Origin of the sequence: Dyella agri, from assembly GCF_044904705.1 — a bacterium.
Lineage (GTDB): Bacteria > Pseudomonadota > Gammaproteobacteria > Xanthomonadales > Rhodanobacteraceae > Rhodanobacter_A > Rhodanobacter_A agri.
Map to the genome: position 1 here is coordinate 338,821 of NZ_JADIKL010000002.1, position 13,575 is coordinate 352,395.

The 13,575-nt window shown below is 67.7% G+C and carries 12 protein-coding genes; 6 read left to right on the plus strand and 6 right to left on the minus strand.

The features are described from left to right. The first annotated feature begins 3 nt into the window (after nucleotides 1–3). The 3 genes from ISP14_RS04055 to ISP14_RS04065 all read left to right on the plus strand — a co-directional run bounded on the left by ISP14_RS04055 (nucleotide 4) and on the right by ISP14_RS04065 (nucleotide 4,025). Complete coding sequence (locus ISP14_RS04055; protein ID WP_404537128.1) at nucleotides 4–3,099, plus strand: efflux RND transporter permease subunit; 3,096 nt, start codon at nucleotides 4–6, stop codon at nucleotides 3,097–3,099. Nucleotides 3,100–3,255: 156 nt separating this feature from the next. Beyond that, complete coding sequence (locus ISP14_RS04060) at nucleotides 3,256–3,603, plus strand: GFA family protein (protein ID WP_404536448.1); 348 nt, start codon at nucleotides 3,256–3,258, stop codon at nucleotides 3,601–3,603. A 119-nt stretch (nucleotides 3,604–3,722) separates the two neighbouring features. Continuing rightward, the gene (locus tag ISP14_RS04065) at nucleotides 3,723–4,025 is read left to right on the plus strand and encodes a PepSY domain-containing protein (RefSeq protein WP_404536449.1); all 303 of its coding nucleotides are present in this window, start codon (nucleotides 3,723–3,725) and stop codon (nucleotides 4,023–4,025) included. A gap of 49 nt (nucleotides 4,026–4,074) precedes the next feature. On the opposite strand, the gene ISP14_RS04070 is transcribed toward ISP14_RS04065, so the two are convergent. Then, nucleotides 4,075–4,548 carry a GNAT family N-acetyltransferase gene (locus ISP14_RS04070; protein WP_404536451.1) on the minus strand — a complete coding sequence of 158 codons (474 nt, stop codon included), beginning with the start codon at nucleotides 4,546–4,548 and terminating at the stop codon, nucleotides 4,075–4,077. 169 nt (nucleotides 4,549–4,717) lie between these two features. Between ISP14_RS04070 and ISP14_RS04075 the strand changes: the two genes are divergently transcribed. Then, nucleotides 4,718–6,211 (plus strand): RNB domain-containing ribonuclease, encoded by a 1,494-nt coding sequence (locus tag ISP14_RS04075; RefSeq protein ID WP_404536452.1) that lies wholly within the window; start codon nucleotides 4,718–4,720, stop codon nucleotides 6,209–6,211. A 10-nt stretch (nucleotides 6,212–6,221) separates the two neighbouring features. Here ISP14_RS04075 and ISP14_RS04080 read toward each other — a convergent pair whose 3' ends face one another. Continuing rightward, nucleotides 6,222–7,229 carry an Lnb N-terminal periplasmic domain-containing protein gene (locus ISP14_RS04080; protein WP_404536453.1) on the minus strand — a complete coding sequence of 336 codons (1,008 nt, stop codon included), beginning with the start codon at nucleotides 7,227–7,229 and terminating at the stop codon, nucleotides 6,222–6,224. 120 nt (nucleotides 7,230–7,349) lie between these two features. On the opposite strand from ISP14_RS04080, the gene ISP14_RS04085 reads away from it, so the two are divergent. Further along, nucleotides 7,350–9,257 (plus strand): esterase/lipase family protein, encoded by a 1,908-nt coding sequence (locus ISP14_RS04085; protein ID WP_404536455.1) that lies wholly within the window; start codon nucleotides 7,350–7,352, stop codon nucleotides 9,255–9,257. Nucleotides 9,258–9,281: 24 nt separating this feature from the next. Here ISP14_RS04085 and ISP14_RS04090 read toward each other — a convergent pair whose 3' ends face one another. From ISP14_RS04090 to ISP14_RS04105, 4 genes are all read right to left on the minus strand, one after another. Further along, nucleotides 9,282–9,614, minus strand: a complete 333-nt coding sequence (locus ISP14_RS04090; RefSeq protein WP_404536456.1) for a DHCW motif cupin fold protein — start codon at nucleotides 9,612–9,614, stop codon at nucleotides 9,282–9,284. Between the two features lie 131 nt (nucleotides 9,615–9,745). Then, the gene (locus ISP14_RS04095; protein ID WP_404536457.1) at nucleotides 9,746–10,345 is read right to left on the minus strand and encodes an OmpA family protein; all 600 of its coding nucleotides are present in this window, start codon (nucleotides 10,343–10,345) and stop codon (nucleotides 9,746–9,748) included. Between the two features lie 282 nt (nucleotides 10,346–10,627). Continuing rightward, complete coding sequence (locus tag ISP14_RS04100; RefSeq protein ID WP_404536458.1) at nucleotides 10,628–12,403, minus strand: acyl-CoA dehydrogenase C-terminal domain-containing protein; 1,776 nt, start codon at nucleotides 12,401–12,403, stop codon at nucleotides 10,628–10,630. A 24-nt stretch (nucleotides 12,404–12,427) separates the two neighbouring features. Further along, the gene (locus tag ISP14_RS04105) at nucleotides 12,428–12,922 is read right to left on the minus strand and encodes a hypothetical protein (protein WP_404536459.1); all 495 of its coding nucleotides are present in this window, start codon (nucleotides 12,920–12,922) and stop codon (nucleotides 12,428–12,430) included. A gap of 160 nt (nucleotides 12,923–13,082) precedes the next feature. Between ISP14_RS04105 and ISP14_RS04110 the strand changes: the two genes are divergently transcribed. Further along, entirely contained in the window at nucleotides 13,083–13,550 is a 468-nt protein-coding gene (locus tag ISP14_RS04110; protein ID WP_404536460.1) for an SET domain-containing protein, read from the plus strand. Nucleotides 13,551–13,575: the final 25 nt, after the last annotated feature.

Here is a 13,575-nt window from a genome sequence, read left to right on the forward strand (position 1 = left end):
CCGATGACGATCACCCAGTGGATGCATCGGCACCGGCGTTCGCTGCTGTTCCTCGCGCTCATCCTCGCCATCGGCGGCATCGCCGGCGCGTTCAACCTGCCGGTCTCGCTGTTCCCCAATGTCTCGTTCCCGCGCGTGCGGGTGACGCTGGATGCCGGCGACCAGCCTGCCGCCCAGATGGTGGTGAGCGTGACCCGGCCGGTGGAGGAGGCGATCCGCCGCGTGCGCGGCGTGCGCGAGGTGCGTTCCACCACCAGCCGCGGCAGCGCCGAGATCAATATCGGCTTCGACTGGGGCGCGGACATGGGGCGCGCCCTGCTCGACGTCGACGCCGCGATCGGCGAGACCTTGCCGAGCCTTCCGCCTGGTCTGGACGTGGAGGCGATCCGGCTCGATCCGACGGTGTTCCCGATCCTCGCCTACAGCCTGCGTTCCGACACGCTCACGCCTGCCGAACTGCACGATATCGCCGAGTTCCAGCTGCGCCCGCTGCTGTCCGGCGTGACCGGCGTGGCCCAGGTGGACGTGCAAGGCGGCGACGTGGCCGAGTTCCACGTGGACGCGGATGCGGCCAGGCTGCGCGCGCAGGGCCTGACATTGGCCGATCTCGAGCATGCGGTGGCCAGCGCCGCCACCATCCAGTCGATGGGCCGGCTGCAGGATCACTACAAGCTCTATCTACTGCTGGCCAACAACCAGCCAGCCAGCGCCACGGCACTGGGCGATATCGTGCTGCGTGCCGACGCGCACGGCGTGCTGCGCCTCAGGGATGTGGCCACGGTGGGCATGAGCCACCAGCCGCAGTGGGTGCGTACCACCGCTGATGGCCGAGACGCCGTCCTGATGCAGGTGTTCCAGCAGCCCGACGGTAACAGCGTGCAGATCGCCCGTGACGTGAAGCAGCGCCTGGCCGACTACCAGCGGCAGGCGCCGAAGGGCTTGCACATCGCCAACTGGTACGACCAGACCCAGCTGGTGCTGGGCGCCGCCGGCAGCGTGCGCGATGCGATCCTGATCGGCATCGTGCTGGCGGGGCTGGTGCTGTTCGTGTTCCTGCGCAACGCCCGCGTGATTCTGGTGGCGTTGATCGTGGTGCCGGCCACGCTGGCCATCACCGTGCTGCTGCTCGACCTGCTGCACATGAGCTTCAACATGATGACGCTGGGCGGCATGGCCGCCGCGGTGGGTCTGTTGATCGACGACGTGATCGTGATGCTGGAGCACATCATGCGCCGGCTGCACGGCGGCACCGGGCCGAACACGCCGTCCAAAGTCAGTGAGCGCATCGCGGGTGCGGCTTGGGAATTCACCCGCCCGCTCACCGGCTCCAGCGCGGCCACGGTGGTGATCTTCCTGCCGCTGGCCTTCCTCACCGGCGTCACCGGCGCGTTCTTCAAGGCGTTGTCGCTGACCATGGCCAGCGCGCTGGTGATCTCCTATCTGCTGACCTGGGTGGCGGTGCCGCTGCTGGCCGAGTGGCTGATCGACGAGCGCCATGCCGTGGAGCATCCGCCGGGCCGCGTTTCGCAGCGCCTGCTGGCGGGCTACGAGCGTACGCTGGGGCGCCTGCTGCAGCGGCCTGTGCTGGTGCTGGTCGGCGTGGTTCCGCTGTTGCTGGCCGGCGTGCTGGCGTACGGGCAGGTGGGCAGCGGCTTCATGCCGAAGATGGACGAAGGCGGCTTCACGCTCGATTACCTTTCGCCGCCCGGCACCTCGCTGGACGAGACGGATCGCCTGCTGCAGCAGGCCGAAAAGATCATCCGCGCCAATCCCTACGTGGATACCTACTCGCGGCGCACCGGCCTGCAGCTGGGCGGTGGCCTCACCGAGGCGAACACCGGCGACTTCTTCGTGCGCCTGAAGAACGGCTCGCGGCCTTCCACCGCCGACGTGATGGAGCAGATCCGCCAGCAGATCGCGGCGCAGGTGCCCGGTCTCGACGTCGACGTCGCGCAGTTGATGGAAGACCTGATCGGCGACCTCACCGAGGTACCGCAACCGATCGAGATCAAGCTGTACGGCGACGACGAGGCGCAGCTCGATACCACCGCCAAGAACGTGGCCGCGGCGATCGCCAAGGTCAACGGCGTGGCCGAAGTGCGCAACGGCATCAATCCCGCCGGCGACGCGCTGGACGTGCATGTCGACCCGGTCAAGGCCGGCTTGCTCGGGCTGGACCCGGTGGCGGTGGCGCAGCAGGTGTCCGACGCGGCAGCCGGCAACGTGGCAGCGCAACTGCCGCAGGGGCCGAAGATGATCGGCGTGCGCGTGTGGTTGCCGCCGGTGTCGCGCGCGCAGCTGGAGCAGCTGCAGGCGCTGCCGATCCGTGCCGCCGACGGCCATGTGGTGCCCTTGTCCGAACTCGCCACGATCCAGGCAGTGCAGGGCCAGCCGGAAATCAATCGCGACAACCTGAAGCGCATGGTGGCGGTGACCGCGCGTATCGTGGGCCGCGACCTCGGCTCCACCGCGGCCGACGTGAAGCAGGTATTGGCCAAGCCCGGCCTGCTGCCGGCCGGCATGTACCACGAGCTGGGCGGCTTGTACGCGCAGCAGCAGATCGCCTTCCACGACCTCAGCATCGTGATGCTGGCGGCGATCGCGCTGGTGTTCACTCTGCTGCTGTTTCTCTACGAGAGCTTCCGCGTGGCGCTGGCGATCATGGTGGCGCCGCTGCTGGCGCTGGCGGCGGTATTCGTGGGGCTGTGGGTCACCGGCATCGAGCTCAACATCTCGGCGATGATGGGCATGACGATGATCGTGGGCATCGTCACCGAGCTGGCGATCTTCTATTTCACTGAGATGACCGATGCCGAGCGGCGCATGCCGTTGCGCGAGGCGCTGCTGTATGCCGGCCACCACCGCATGCGGCCGATCCTGATGTCCACCATCGCCGCGATTCTCACCTTGCTGCCGCTGGCGCTGGCCATCGGCCAGGGTTCGCAGATGCAGCAGCCGCTGGCGGTGGCGATCATCGCCGGCATGCTGGTACAGGTGCCGCTGGTGCTGCTGGTGATGCCGGTGATTTACGCGGTGCTGCGTCAATCAAAAGGCACGCCGCCGGTGAGCGCCGGGTCGCTCCCGGCAACCGATCGCTGAAGCCGCGGACCCACCGGCGCCCTCACACCCTCTCCCGCTTGCGGGAGAGGGTTGGCGAGAGGGAACACTCCGTGCGCAGCCCCGCTGAAACCGCGCTGCAAGCCTGGTCGCCTCATGGAATACTCCAGCTGCCGTCCGTCATCGCGGAGTCCCCCCATGTCCCATCACGGCAGTTGTCACTGCGGGCGCATTGCATTCGAGGTCGAAGGCGAGTTCGATACGGTGATGGAGTGCAATTGCTCGCACTGCAGCCGCAAGGGCTACCTGCTGTGGTTCGTGCCGCGCGAGCACTTGCACCTGCGCATGCCGGAAGCGGAGATGGCGAGCTATCGTTTCAACAAGCACGTGATCGACCATCGCTTCTGCCCGCACTGCGGTTGCGCACCGTTCGGTATGGGCCATGGCCCGGACGGCAAGCCGATGGCGGCGATCAACGTGCGCTGTCTCGAAGACGTGGCGCTGGACACGCTCAAGCGTGTGCCGTTCGACGGCCGCAGCCGCTGAGCCTCGGCTTTGCTTAGCCGGAGCGTAAGAACGACCTAAGTGCCGTGGCATAGTGTGCGCACATTGCCCGCGATGCAGGCGTTGCGCGGCAATCCACGCCACCTCCCAAGGAGCAGACCATGCGCAAGTCCGTCGTTCTCACCTTGTCGTTCGCCCTGTGCGGCCTCGCCTTCGTTGTACAGGCGGAAACACCTTCCCAGCTGGCGGCACAGGCCAAAATCAGCATGAGCCAGGCGCGCAAGATCGCGTTGCAGGCAGTCCCGGGCAAGGTGGTCAAGCAGGAGCTGGAAAAGGAAGCCGGCGGCAGCGGTCTGCGTTACTCGTTCGACATCAAGGCCGGCAAGGACACCCGCGAAGTGGGCGTGGACGCGAAGACCGGCAAGCTGCTGGAAAACTCGCTGGACAACAACGACGCGGACTGATCGCGCGCCGATGCCGTACTGGGCGGCATCGGCCTTTCGTGTGCCATGTTCAGCGCAGCGGTTTCGCCAGCCGCAGCAAGTCCGCGCCGAAGCCCGCCGCTTCGTACACCTTGCGCGCGCGCTCGTTGCCGGGGAACACCGCCAGCGTCACCAGCTGGCACTGATGCTCGCGCGCCCATTGCTCGGCATGCGCCAGCAAGGCCTGGCCCACGCCGCGGCCCTCGTGCGCAGGCACCACCGCGAGGTCGGAGATATGGCAGTTGCTGCGCCCGGTGAAGAAATCCTCGGTGCGCTGCAGATGGATGAAGCCCACCCGCGTGCCGTCGGCATCCTCGGCCACGAACAGATGGCTGTTCGCCGGCTGGTCCTCCAGGTGGCGCAGCAGTTCGTCGCGGATGCCTTCGATGCATTCGTGCCGCCGCCGCCAGGTCGGCAGCGGGAAATCCACGAAGCGCGGCACCAGGGCCAGGATGAAATCGTCGTCGTCTTCGGCCAGACGGATCAGCAGTGACGGGTTGCTCATGGTCGTCGTGATTGCGGGGGTGGGCAGGGCGTCGGGAGGTGTTTCTTTGCTTGCCCGACCTGCCGGTTCTACACCGTCGCGGCGCGAGGCGAAAGTGCGCTGCGCCGGTCGGCGCAGCGGCTATAGTGCGGGCTTCGTGCTCCACGTGCACCCACGTCCGGGAAACCGCATGCCCGCCACCCGTATCCGCCTGCAGGCCGGCGACGACGCCACCCTCGCGCAGGGCATCGCCGCGATCCAGAACGAAATGAAGTTGCCGACGGCGTTCCCGCCCGAGGTCGAAGCCGAGGCCAGGCAGGCAGCCGCGCAGCCGCGCTTGCCCGATCTCGATCGCACCGACATCCCGTTGGTCACCATCGATCCGCCCGGTTCGATGGACCTGGACCAGGCCTTGCACTTCGAACGGCGCGATGGCGGTGGTTACCGCGTGCATTACGCGATCGCCGACGTGGCCGCCTTCGTGGCACCGGGCGCCGCGGTGGATGCGGAAGCGCACCGCCGCGGCGAGACCTTGTACGGTGCCGATTCGCGCATCCCCTTGCATCCGACGGAGCTGTCCGAAGGTGCGGCTTCGCTGTTGCCGGACCAGCTGCGGCCCGCACTGCTGTGGACGATCGATCTGGATGCCAGCGGCGAGATCGCCGCCATCGACGTGCGCCGCGCCCGGGTGAAAAGCCGCGCACGGCTCGACTACGCCGGCGTGCAGCAGCAGCTCGATGCCGGTACCGCCGATCCGCTGTGGACCTTGCTGCGCGAAGTGGGCGAACTGCGCCAGCAACGCGAACAGGCGCGCGGCGGCGTCAGCCTCGCCTTGCCCGAGCAGGAAATCAGCGTGGTGGACGGCCAGTGGCAACTGGCGTATCGCGCCAATCATCCGGACGAGGACTGGAACGCGCAGATCTCGCTGCTCACCGGCATGGCGGCGGCGCAGCTGATGGTGAAAGGCAAGGTGGGCATCCTGCGCACGCTGCCGCCACCGCAGCCGCAGGACATCGCGCGGCTCAAGCGCACGGCGCAGGCGCTGGCGATCGCCTGGCCGGACGGGCAGAGCTACCCCGATTTCATCCGCTCGCTCGATCCCGCACAGGACACCCACGTCGCGATGCTCACCGCGTGCACCACCGTGTTGCGCGGCGCAGGCTACGTGGCCTTCGACGGCGCGCTGCCGGCGCAGCCGATGCAATCCGCGGTGGCAGCGGAATACGCACACGCCACCGCGCCGCTGCGCCGGCTGGTGGATCGCTATGTCGGCGAGGTCTGCGTGGCGCTGTGCGCGAACCAGCCGGTGCCGGACTGGGCGCGTGCCGCGCTGCCCGGGTTACCCGACCTGATGGCCGAGGCGGATCGCCGCGCCAAGCACTACGAGCGCCAGGTGATCGACCTGGTCGAAGCGGTGCTGCTGGCGCCGCGCGTGGGCGACACCTTCCAGGGCGCCATCGTCGAGGCCAACGGCGTGGAGCATGACCGCGGCAATGGCCACGGCAATGTAAGTGCCAGTGCTGGTGCCGGCGCTGCGCACAGCGGCGTGGTGATGCTGCGCGATCCCGCGATCGAGGCGCGCGTCACTTCCGCAGCGCCGTTGCCGCTGGGGCAGGAGGTAACGGTGCGGCTGGCCGAGGCCGATCCGCAGAAGCGGGTGGTGCGCTTCGAGCTGGTAGTTTGAGAGTTCGCGCTCAATCCGCTCCCGGCGCGCGTATCGCCTGCGAGAAATCCTGGTCCGGCCGGCTGGCGCGGGCATGCTCGGTGATGCGGGCATGCGCGTTCCATTCGTCCAGCGTGAGGCGGTGATCGAGTGCGCCGATCTTGTAGAGGTAGCCGGGCAGGTAGCCGGTGAGCAGCAGACGCAGGTCCAGCGGCAGGCCGGGGTCGAGATGGCGCGCCATGCGATACACCACCGTGCTGCAGTTCGAGGTGACGGTGTTGTAGAACGCGGGTTGGACGGCCAGCTGGTTCGCGGTGTGCACGTAGGACACGAACAGCGCACGCATCGTCTCGCGGCTGATCGCCAGCGGATAGAGGTAGTCGTCCTCGCCGCGCACGTTGGTGCGTACGCGGATCAGGTCGCTTTCCGGCGCGGCGATCAGGATCGCCTCGAAGTCCTTGAAGAAGCCGCCGATCGAAGAGAACTGCTGGCCGCGCCGCTTGCGGACTTCCACCGAGAACACCAGGTGGCGGCCATCGTCGAAGCCGAACGAGACCATCGCGTGGGCGATCGCCTTGCTGCCCCAGTGCGACAGCACGGCGTCGGCGGAGACCAGGTGGTCGAGGTCGTAGCTCTGCGTTTCCCAGCGCGCGTCGTAGTCGTTGTCGCTGCGCCAGACGAAATCGCGCACGTTGTGCAAGGTGACCACGTTGCCGTGCACCTCGCCGCCAAGCAGGCGCGCGACATCGTCGGACCAGGCGCGGTCATTGCGGGGCATGATGGCGGACCACCACGTCAGCAGCAGCGCGTACATCAGCACGTAGGCACCCAGCGGCCACCACGCGCGGCGCAGCATCGCCACGGCGGCCAAGCCCAGCGCCGCGCCGGCCCACAGCGCAGCGCCCAAGGTGCGCATGGCGACGCCGCCGGGCAGTTGATACCACAGCGCCAGCGCGCCCCAGGTGCCGGAGGCGAAGGCAAGCAGCGCGCCCAGCAGCAGGGCCAGGCCCCGTCCCATCGCTCGCAGGAGGTTGGTCATGCAGTCGCCCATGCCGTGCCGGATACCGCCAGCCTGCCGCGATGCGCGCGGGAAGACAACGGTGTGTCACCGGCTGTGACTACAATCGCCCCGGGCTTCATGGCGGAGGCGGGGCGAGGCATGCAAGGTGATCCGATCGGGCACGGCTGGTTGCCGCGGCTCGCCGTGGCGGTACTGCTGCTGTGCCTCAATGCCTGCGCCATGGTGGACGTGAGCCGGCTCAAGCCGGGCGACGTGGTCAGCGAACAGCGCACCGACGTGATCGGCGGCAAGCAGTACAGCGACAGCACCGTGCAGGCGCTGAACGTATTGGCGCTGAACGCGAAGCAGTGCACCAAGTCCTTCGGCAGCTGCGCCGAAATCGTCGAACACGCCAGCGGGCTCGACGAGGAGCGGCGGCTCTCCGCGCTGTCCGAGATGTGGCTGGGACGCGCGCTGCGCGGCGACCGCGGTCCGGTGATGGATGACGCCACGCTGGACGCCTACCTGCAGTGCGCGCGTTACGCCTATGCCTACCTGTTCTACACGAAGCGCACGCCCGCCGAGCGCGTGTTCGACCAGCGCCAGGCCAAGGTGATCGCGTTCTACGACTACGCGGTGGAACGCGTGGTGGGGCGCTGGTTCCAGGAGTTGCCCAAACTCAGCAACGGCTGGACGCAGACCGGGCTGGCGGGTTGGACCGTGCTACGGCCGGATACCGACTTGCATACGCGCGCCGCCACCGCGGAACTGATTTCCGCTTCGACGCTGCGCTTCAAGGGCTTGCGCAACGTCTACCGGCGCGACGGCTTCGGCACCGACTTCGTGGCGGTGGCGCCGGCGGTCGCGGCGGATGCGCCGGCCGCGCCGTGGCGCGAGCCGCGCTATGTGGCGATGACCGGTGTGCTGGTGTTCGGCGGCCACACGCTGGAGGAAGTGATGGATACGCGGCAGGTGAAGCTGCTGGCGCGCGATCCTTACCGCGATGCGGACGTCACCATCGCCGGCCGCAGCGTGCCGCTGGGCGCGAACTTCACCGCGCCCTACGGCCTGTGGCTGGCCCGCTCGGGTTTCGCCATGCAGTCGATCCGCTCGCTGCTGGGGCGCGAGGGCGGCATCAAGGAGCCGCGCGTGCTGCTGATGCAGCCTTACGATCCCGGCCGCCTGACCGTGGTGATGCTGCACGGCCTGGCAAGCAGTCCCGAAGCCTGGGTGAATGTGGCGAACGAGCTGCTGGGCGACGAGGAGCTGCGCCACAACTACCAGGTGTGGCAGGTCTACTACCCCACCAACGCGCCAATCGCAGTGAATCTGATGCAGATCCGGCGCGCGCTGGACGCCACCATCCACCACTTCGACCCTGCCGGCACCGCGCGGGCCACGCACCACATGATGCTGGCGGGACACAGCATGGGCGGCGTGCTCGCGCGTCTGCTGGTGTCCTCCAGCGGCGACAAGCTGTGGAGCCTGATACCGGAGGGCAGGAACCTGTCCGCCGCGAAGCGCGCGCGGTTGCACCAGCAGCTGCAGCCCTACCTGCAGTTCTCGCCGATGCCGCAGGTGGACGAGGCGGTGTTCCTCGCCGCGCCGCATCGCGGCACGGCGATGGCGCGGCACACCCTGGCCCGTTGGGTGGCCGAACTGATCCGCCTGCCGCTGGGGGTGCTCAAGGAAGTAGCCAACATCTCCGACCTGCTCGGCGACGAAGGCAGCAAGGGCGCGCCGCTGCACGTTTCCAACAGCGTGGGCAATCTCAGCGACACCGACCCCTTCATCGTCGCCACCGAGAGCCTGCCGATCTCGCCCGCAGTGCGCTACCACTCGATCATCGGCTTGTACAAGCCGAACGGGCCGCTGGCACAGAGCAGCGACGGTGTGGTGCCCTACGCCAGCGCGCACCTGGCCGGCGCCGAGTCCGAGGTGGTGATCCCGTCATGGCACAGCGTGCAGGAAACGCCGGCGGCGATCCTGGAGCTGCGCCGCATCCTGCGGTTGCACCTGGCGCGGGCGGAAGGGAAGCTGCCGACGCCTGCAGCACGACAGCCCTGAGCCGGCGACCCTATCGGGCGCGGCTCAGTCGACGATGAACAGGCGCGCGCCCGTCGGCGTGGACGAGCGGTGCGCCGCGTCGCCGTAGTCGGAGACCTGGTAGCTCATGCCCGGCGTGAGCACGAAGCGGCGGCCGTCGCGCAGTTCGCTGTGCAGCTCGCCTTCGAGCACGTACAGCACGTGGCCGCGGTCGCACCAGTGGTCGGCGAGGTAGCCCGGACTGTATTCGACCAGTCGCACGCGCAGTTCGCCGGCCTGGAACGTGTGCCACAGGGCGACGCCGGTTTCGCCCGGATGGCGCGTGGCGGGCAGTGTGTTCCAATCCGTCACGGTGAAGGGCAGGGCAGGCAGTTTCATCGGGTGTTCCGGTGCGGGGTCGGAGCGCAATCTGCCACGCGGGCGGCTTGTCCGGATGATCCGGAAGTCACGACGAAAAACGCCCGGACCAGGCCGGGCGTTCTCGTGCGGAGGATCCCGACGAGGCTGCGTCAGGATGCTGCGGAAGCCGTGGCGCCGGCGCCGGTGGAATCCACGGTCAGCGAGGCGCGGCGGTTGTCGGCGCCGCGGTCGTGGCTGGCGCCCTTCACCACCTGGCGGTTGCCGGCCGAGCCGTAGCTCACGGTACGCAACTGGTCGGCGTTGATGCCGCTAGCAACCAGGAAGTCGCGCACGGCCTTGGCGCGTTCCATGCCGAGCTTCCGGTTATAGGCATGCGATCCGGCCGGGTCGGCGAAGCCTTCCACGGTGATCAGCACGTTCGGGTGGTACTTGCTGATGGTCTGGGCGAAGTTCTGCAGCGCAGGCTTGTCCTGGTCGCTGAGATCGGCGCTGTTGAAGGCGAAGTGCGCCACGGTGTCCACGCTGACGCGGCCCTGCATGGCGGTGATCTGCGTGTCGTACTTGGAGAACTGCGACTGCATCTGCTGCTTGATGTCGTCGATCTGCTGCTGCTGGTCCTGCTGCTTCTGTTGCAACTGTTGAACGGCGGCGTTGAGTTCGTCCCTCTTCACGTACTGCGAGCAGCCCGCCAGGCCGACGGCCAGAATGCTCGCCGCCAGCACGGCGATTCGTGGGGTTCGGATGTTCATCGATATCTCTCCTGGTGTGCGTGCCGACGCTGCGGATGACAGCGACGGCGCCGGCCGTTCATGGATACCCCCAGTCGTGTGCTGCCTCTTGGAACCTAACCCATGTCGGCGCGGAACCGCGCATATCGATGACCCATCGCTACGCTTGTGTTCAGTTTTTTCAGTTTTTCGTTGCGACGACGATGTCGATGTAGAGCGCTGCGGTATCCGTGCGCGCACGCCGCCATAAACGCGAAGCCCGGCAAGTGCCGGGCTTCGCTTCGACGCGGATGCGGATCGTGCTCAGGCGATGTCGGGCAGCGTCGCCACGCCGGCCTCGATCGCCGCCTTGTGCGTCAGGATGCGCGGTAGGATGCGCGCGAAGTAGAACGCCGCGGTATCGCGCTTGGCCTGCTTGAACGCGGCGGACTGGCTGCCCGCTTCGGCGGCGGCCACGCTGCGTGCCCAGAAATAGGCGAGGGTGACGTAGCCCGAATACCACAGGTAGTCCACGGCGGCGGCACCCAACTCCTCGGGGTTGGCTTGCACGCGCTGGGCCAGCGCCGAGGTGAGTTCGCTCCATTCCTTGGCGGCGGCGGCAAGCGGGCCGATCAGCGTGCGCAACGCGGCGTCGCCTGCATGCGCTTTGCAGAACGCGCCGATCTCGCCCAGGAAGTGCTTCGCGCCCACGCCTTGCAGCTGGAGGATTTTCCGGCCCAGCAGGTCCGCGGCCTGGATGCCGGTGGTGCCTTCGTACAGCGTGATGATGCGTGCGTCGCGCACGAACTGCTCCATGCCGTTCTCGCCGATGTAGCCATGGCCGCCGTACACCTGCAGCGCTTCCTTGGTGCACTCCTGCGCCAGCTCGGTGACCACGCCTTTCGCGATCGGGATCAGGAACGCCACCAGCTCGCTGGCCTGGCGGCGCTGTGCTTCATCCGCGCCGCGCGCCTCGATGTCGGTTTGCAGCGCGGTGTACAGCAGCAGCGCGCGCGAGCCTTCCACGAAGGCGCGCTGGGTCAGCAGCATGCGGCGCACGTCGGGCTGCACCAGCAGATTGTCGGCCGGCTTCTCCGGCAGTTTCGCGCCGGACAGCGCGCGGCCCTGCAGGCGCTCGCGCGCATAGTTCAAGCTGTTCTGGTACGCACGCTCGGCGAGCGCGAGGCCTTGCACGCCCACCGATAGACGCGCCGCATTCATCATGGTGAACATCGCGGCCAGGCCCTTGTGCGGCTGGCCGATCAGGTAGCCCTCGGCGCCGTCGAAATTCATCACGCAGGTGGCCGAGCCCTTGATGCCCATCTTGTGCTCGATGGCACCGGCGTAGGCCTTATTGCGTTCGCCCGGCGAGCCATCCGCGTTCGCCTTGAACTTCGGCACGATGAACATCGAGATGCCGCGGCTGCCGGCGGGCGCATCGGGCAGGCGCGCCAGCACCAGGTGCACGATGTTCTCGGCGAGGTCGTGTTCGCCGGCGCTGATGAAGATCTTGGTGCCGCTGATCGCGTAGCTGCCGTCGGCGTTCGGTTCGGCGCGGGTCTTCAGCAGGCCGAGGTCGGAGCCGGCCTGCGGCTCGGTGAGACACATCGTGCCGGTCCAGCGGCCTTCCACGATGGGCTTCAGGTAGGTGTGCTGCTGGGCCTCGGTGCCGTGCAGTTCCATCGCGTGGCAGGCGCCTTCGGAGAGCAGCGGGTACAGGCTCCACGACAGGTTGCCGGACTGGAACAGCTCGGTAGTGGCGGTGCCGAGCACGCCCGGCAGCGCCTGGCCGCCGAATTTTTCCTGCGCGGTGAGGCCGGCCCAGCCGCCTTCGGCGAAGGCCTTGAACGCCTCTTTGAAGCCTTTCGGCGTGGTGACGGCGTGGGTGGCCTTGTCGTAGTGGCAGCCCTCGGCATCGCCCGATGCATTGGTGGGCGCCAGCACTTGTTCGGCGAGCTTGCCGGCTTCTTCCAGCACCGCGTCGAGCAGGTCGCGGCCGTGCTCTGCGCCGCCTTGCAGCTTCGTGAGAATGGCCTCGGCGCCCAGCAGGTCGAACAGGGCGAAGCGTTGGTCGGCTAGCGGGGCCTTGTAGATGGTCATGGTCGTTCTCTCGGAAAGAAGAAATCAGCGGAAAGTGTTGGCGATGCCCGGCACCGGCGACAGGAAATCGTTGTGCTGGAACGGGAAGTCCTGCGCGTTCTTGTTGTCCGGGTGATCGGCCAGGTCCGGCTGCGCGTGGATCGTGCCGCCGATGGCGTAGGCCAGCGAGCCGGCGCTGCCTTTCGCGGCCACGGCGGCGAGTGCCTTGCCCATCGCCGGCGTGGGCGGCACGTCCACCGTGGTCACGTCACCGGCGAAGGATGGGATATCGAGGTCGAAGGCGGCGTGCAGGCGCACCGGTATGCCGTTGGCCACCTGCAGCGTGCCCTCGATGGCGCTGAAATCCATGCCGCCGTAGCTGTTGTTCTGGATGCGCACGGTGAGCCGCCACATGCCGTTCGGCAGCACCTGCATCTGCTGCACGGTGAGCGAGGGCGGGAACACGCTTTTGCGTTGCGGGCCGCAGGCAGCGAGGCCGGCGGCGAGGACCAGGAGCACGAGGCAGCGGAGCAATCGCATGGTGACCATTCCTCAAACGATTGTTTGAATCTTGACCCGGTATCGGCGTACGCGTCAATGCCGGGAGCCTGGATGGTTTCCGCCGTACGAGTTTCCTCGACGGTTTCCACCGACATGGACTGCAGGCATCATGGTGCGTTCCCCACCTATATCGAATGCCATGACCCGTCGCATCGCCGCCCGCCGCTCTCCCATCCACGGCAATGGCGTGTTCGCTCTCGCCCCGATCCGCAAGGGCGAGGAAATCGTCCAGTACAAAGGCACGCTGATGACCCACGCCGAGGCCGACGACATGTACGGCGACGGCGGCGAGACCGGCCACACCTTCCTGTTCACGCTCAATGACGACTACATCGTCGACGCCAACCGCAAGGGCAATACCGCGCGGTGGATCAACCACAGCTGCGCGCCCAACTGCCGCGCGGTGGTGGAGGAAAGCGCCGACGGCAATCCGCGCCACGACAAGGTGCTGATCGAGGCGACCCGCAACATCAAGCCGGGCGAGGAACTCACCTACGACTACGGCATTACCCTCGAGGTGCCGCACACCGCACGCCTGAAGAAGCTGTGGAAGTGTCTGTGCGGTGCGCCCAACTGTACCGGCACGCTGCTCCGGCCCAAGCGCTGAGGCAACGGACCGCTCCCCGCTTGCG

Coding starts and splice junctions, on each gene's coding strand:
- ISP14_RS04100 (WP_404536458.1), bottom strand. CDS start 12,403: ATGACCATCTACAAGGCCCCGCTAGCCGACCAACGCTTCGCCCTGTTC.
- ISP14_RS04080 (WP_404536453.1), bottom strand. CDS start 7,229: ATGACCAACCTCCTGCGAGCGATGGGACGGGGCCTGGCCCTGCTGCTG.
- ISP14_RS04065 (WP_404536449.1), top strand. CDS start 3,723: ATGCGCAAGTCCGTCGTTCTCACCTTGTCGTTCGCCCTGTGCGGCCTC.
- ISP14_RS04095 (WP_404536457.1), bottom strand. CDS start 10,345: ATGAACATCCGAACCCCACGAATCGCCGTGCTGGCGGCGAGCATTCTG.
- ISP14_RS04105 (WP_404536459.1), bottom strand. CDS start 12,922: ATGCGATTGCTCCGCTGCCTCGTGCTCCTGGTCCTCGCCGCCGGCCTC.
- ISP14_RS04060 (WP_404536448.1), top strand. CDS start 3,256: ATGTCCCATCACGGCAGTTGTCACTGCGGGCGCATTGCATTCGAGGTC.
- ISP14_RS04070 (WP_404536451.1), bottom strand. CDS start 4,548: ATGAGCAACCCGTCACTGCTGATCCGTCTGGCCGAAGACGACGACGAT.
- ISP14_RS04110 (WP_404536460.1), top strand. CDS start 13,083: ATGACCCGTCGCATCGCCGCCCGCCGCTCTCCCATCCACGGCAATGGC.
- ISP14_RS04090 (WP_404536456.1), bottom strand. CDS start 9,614: ATGAAACTGCCTGCCCTGCCCTTCACCGTGACGGATTGGAACACACTG.
- ISP14_RS04075 (WP_404536452.1), top strand. CDS start 4,718: ATGCCCGCCACCCGTATCCGCCTGCAGGCCGGCGACGACGCCACCCTC.
- ISP14_RS04055 (WP_404537128.1), top strand. CDS start 4: ATGACGATCACCCAGTGGATGCATCGGCACCGGCGTTCGCTGCTGTTC.
- ISP14_RS04085 (WP_404536455.1), top strand. CDS start 7,350: ATGCAAGGTGATCCGATCGGGCACGGCTGGTTGCCGCGGCTCGCCGTG.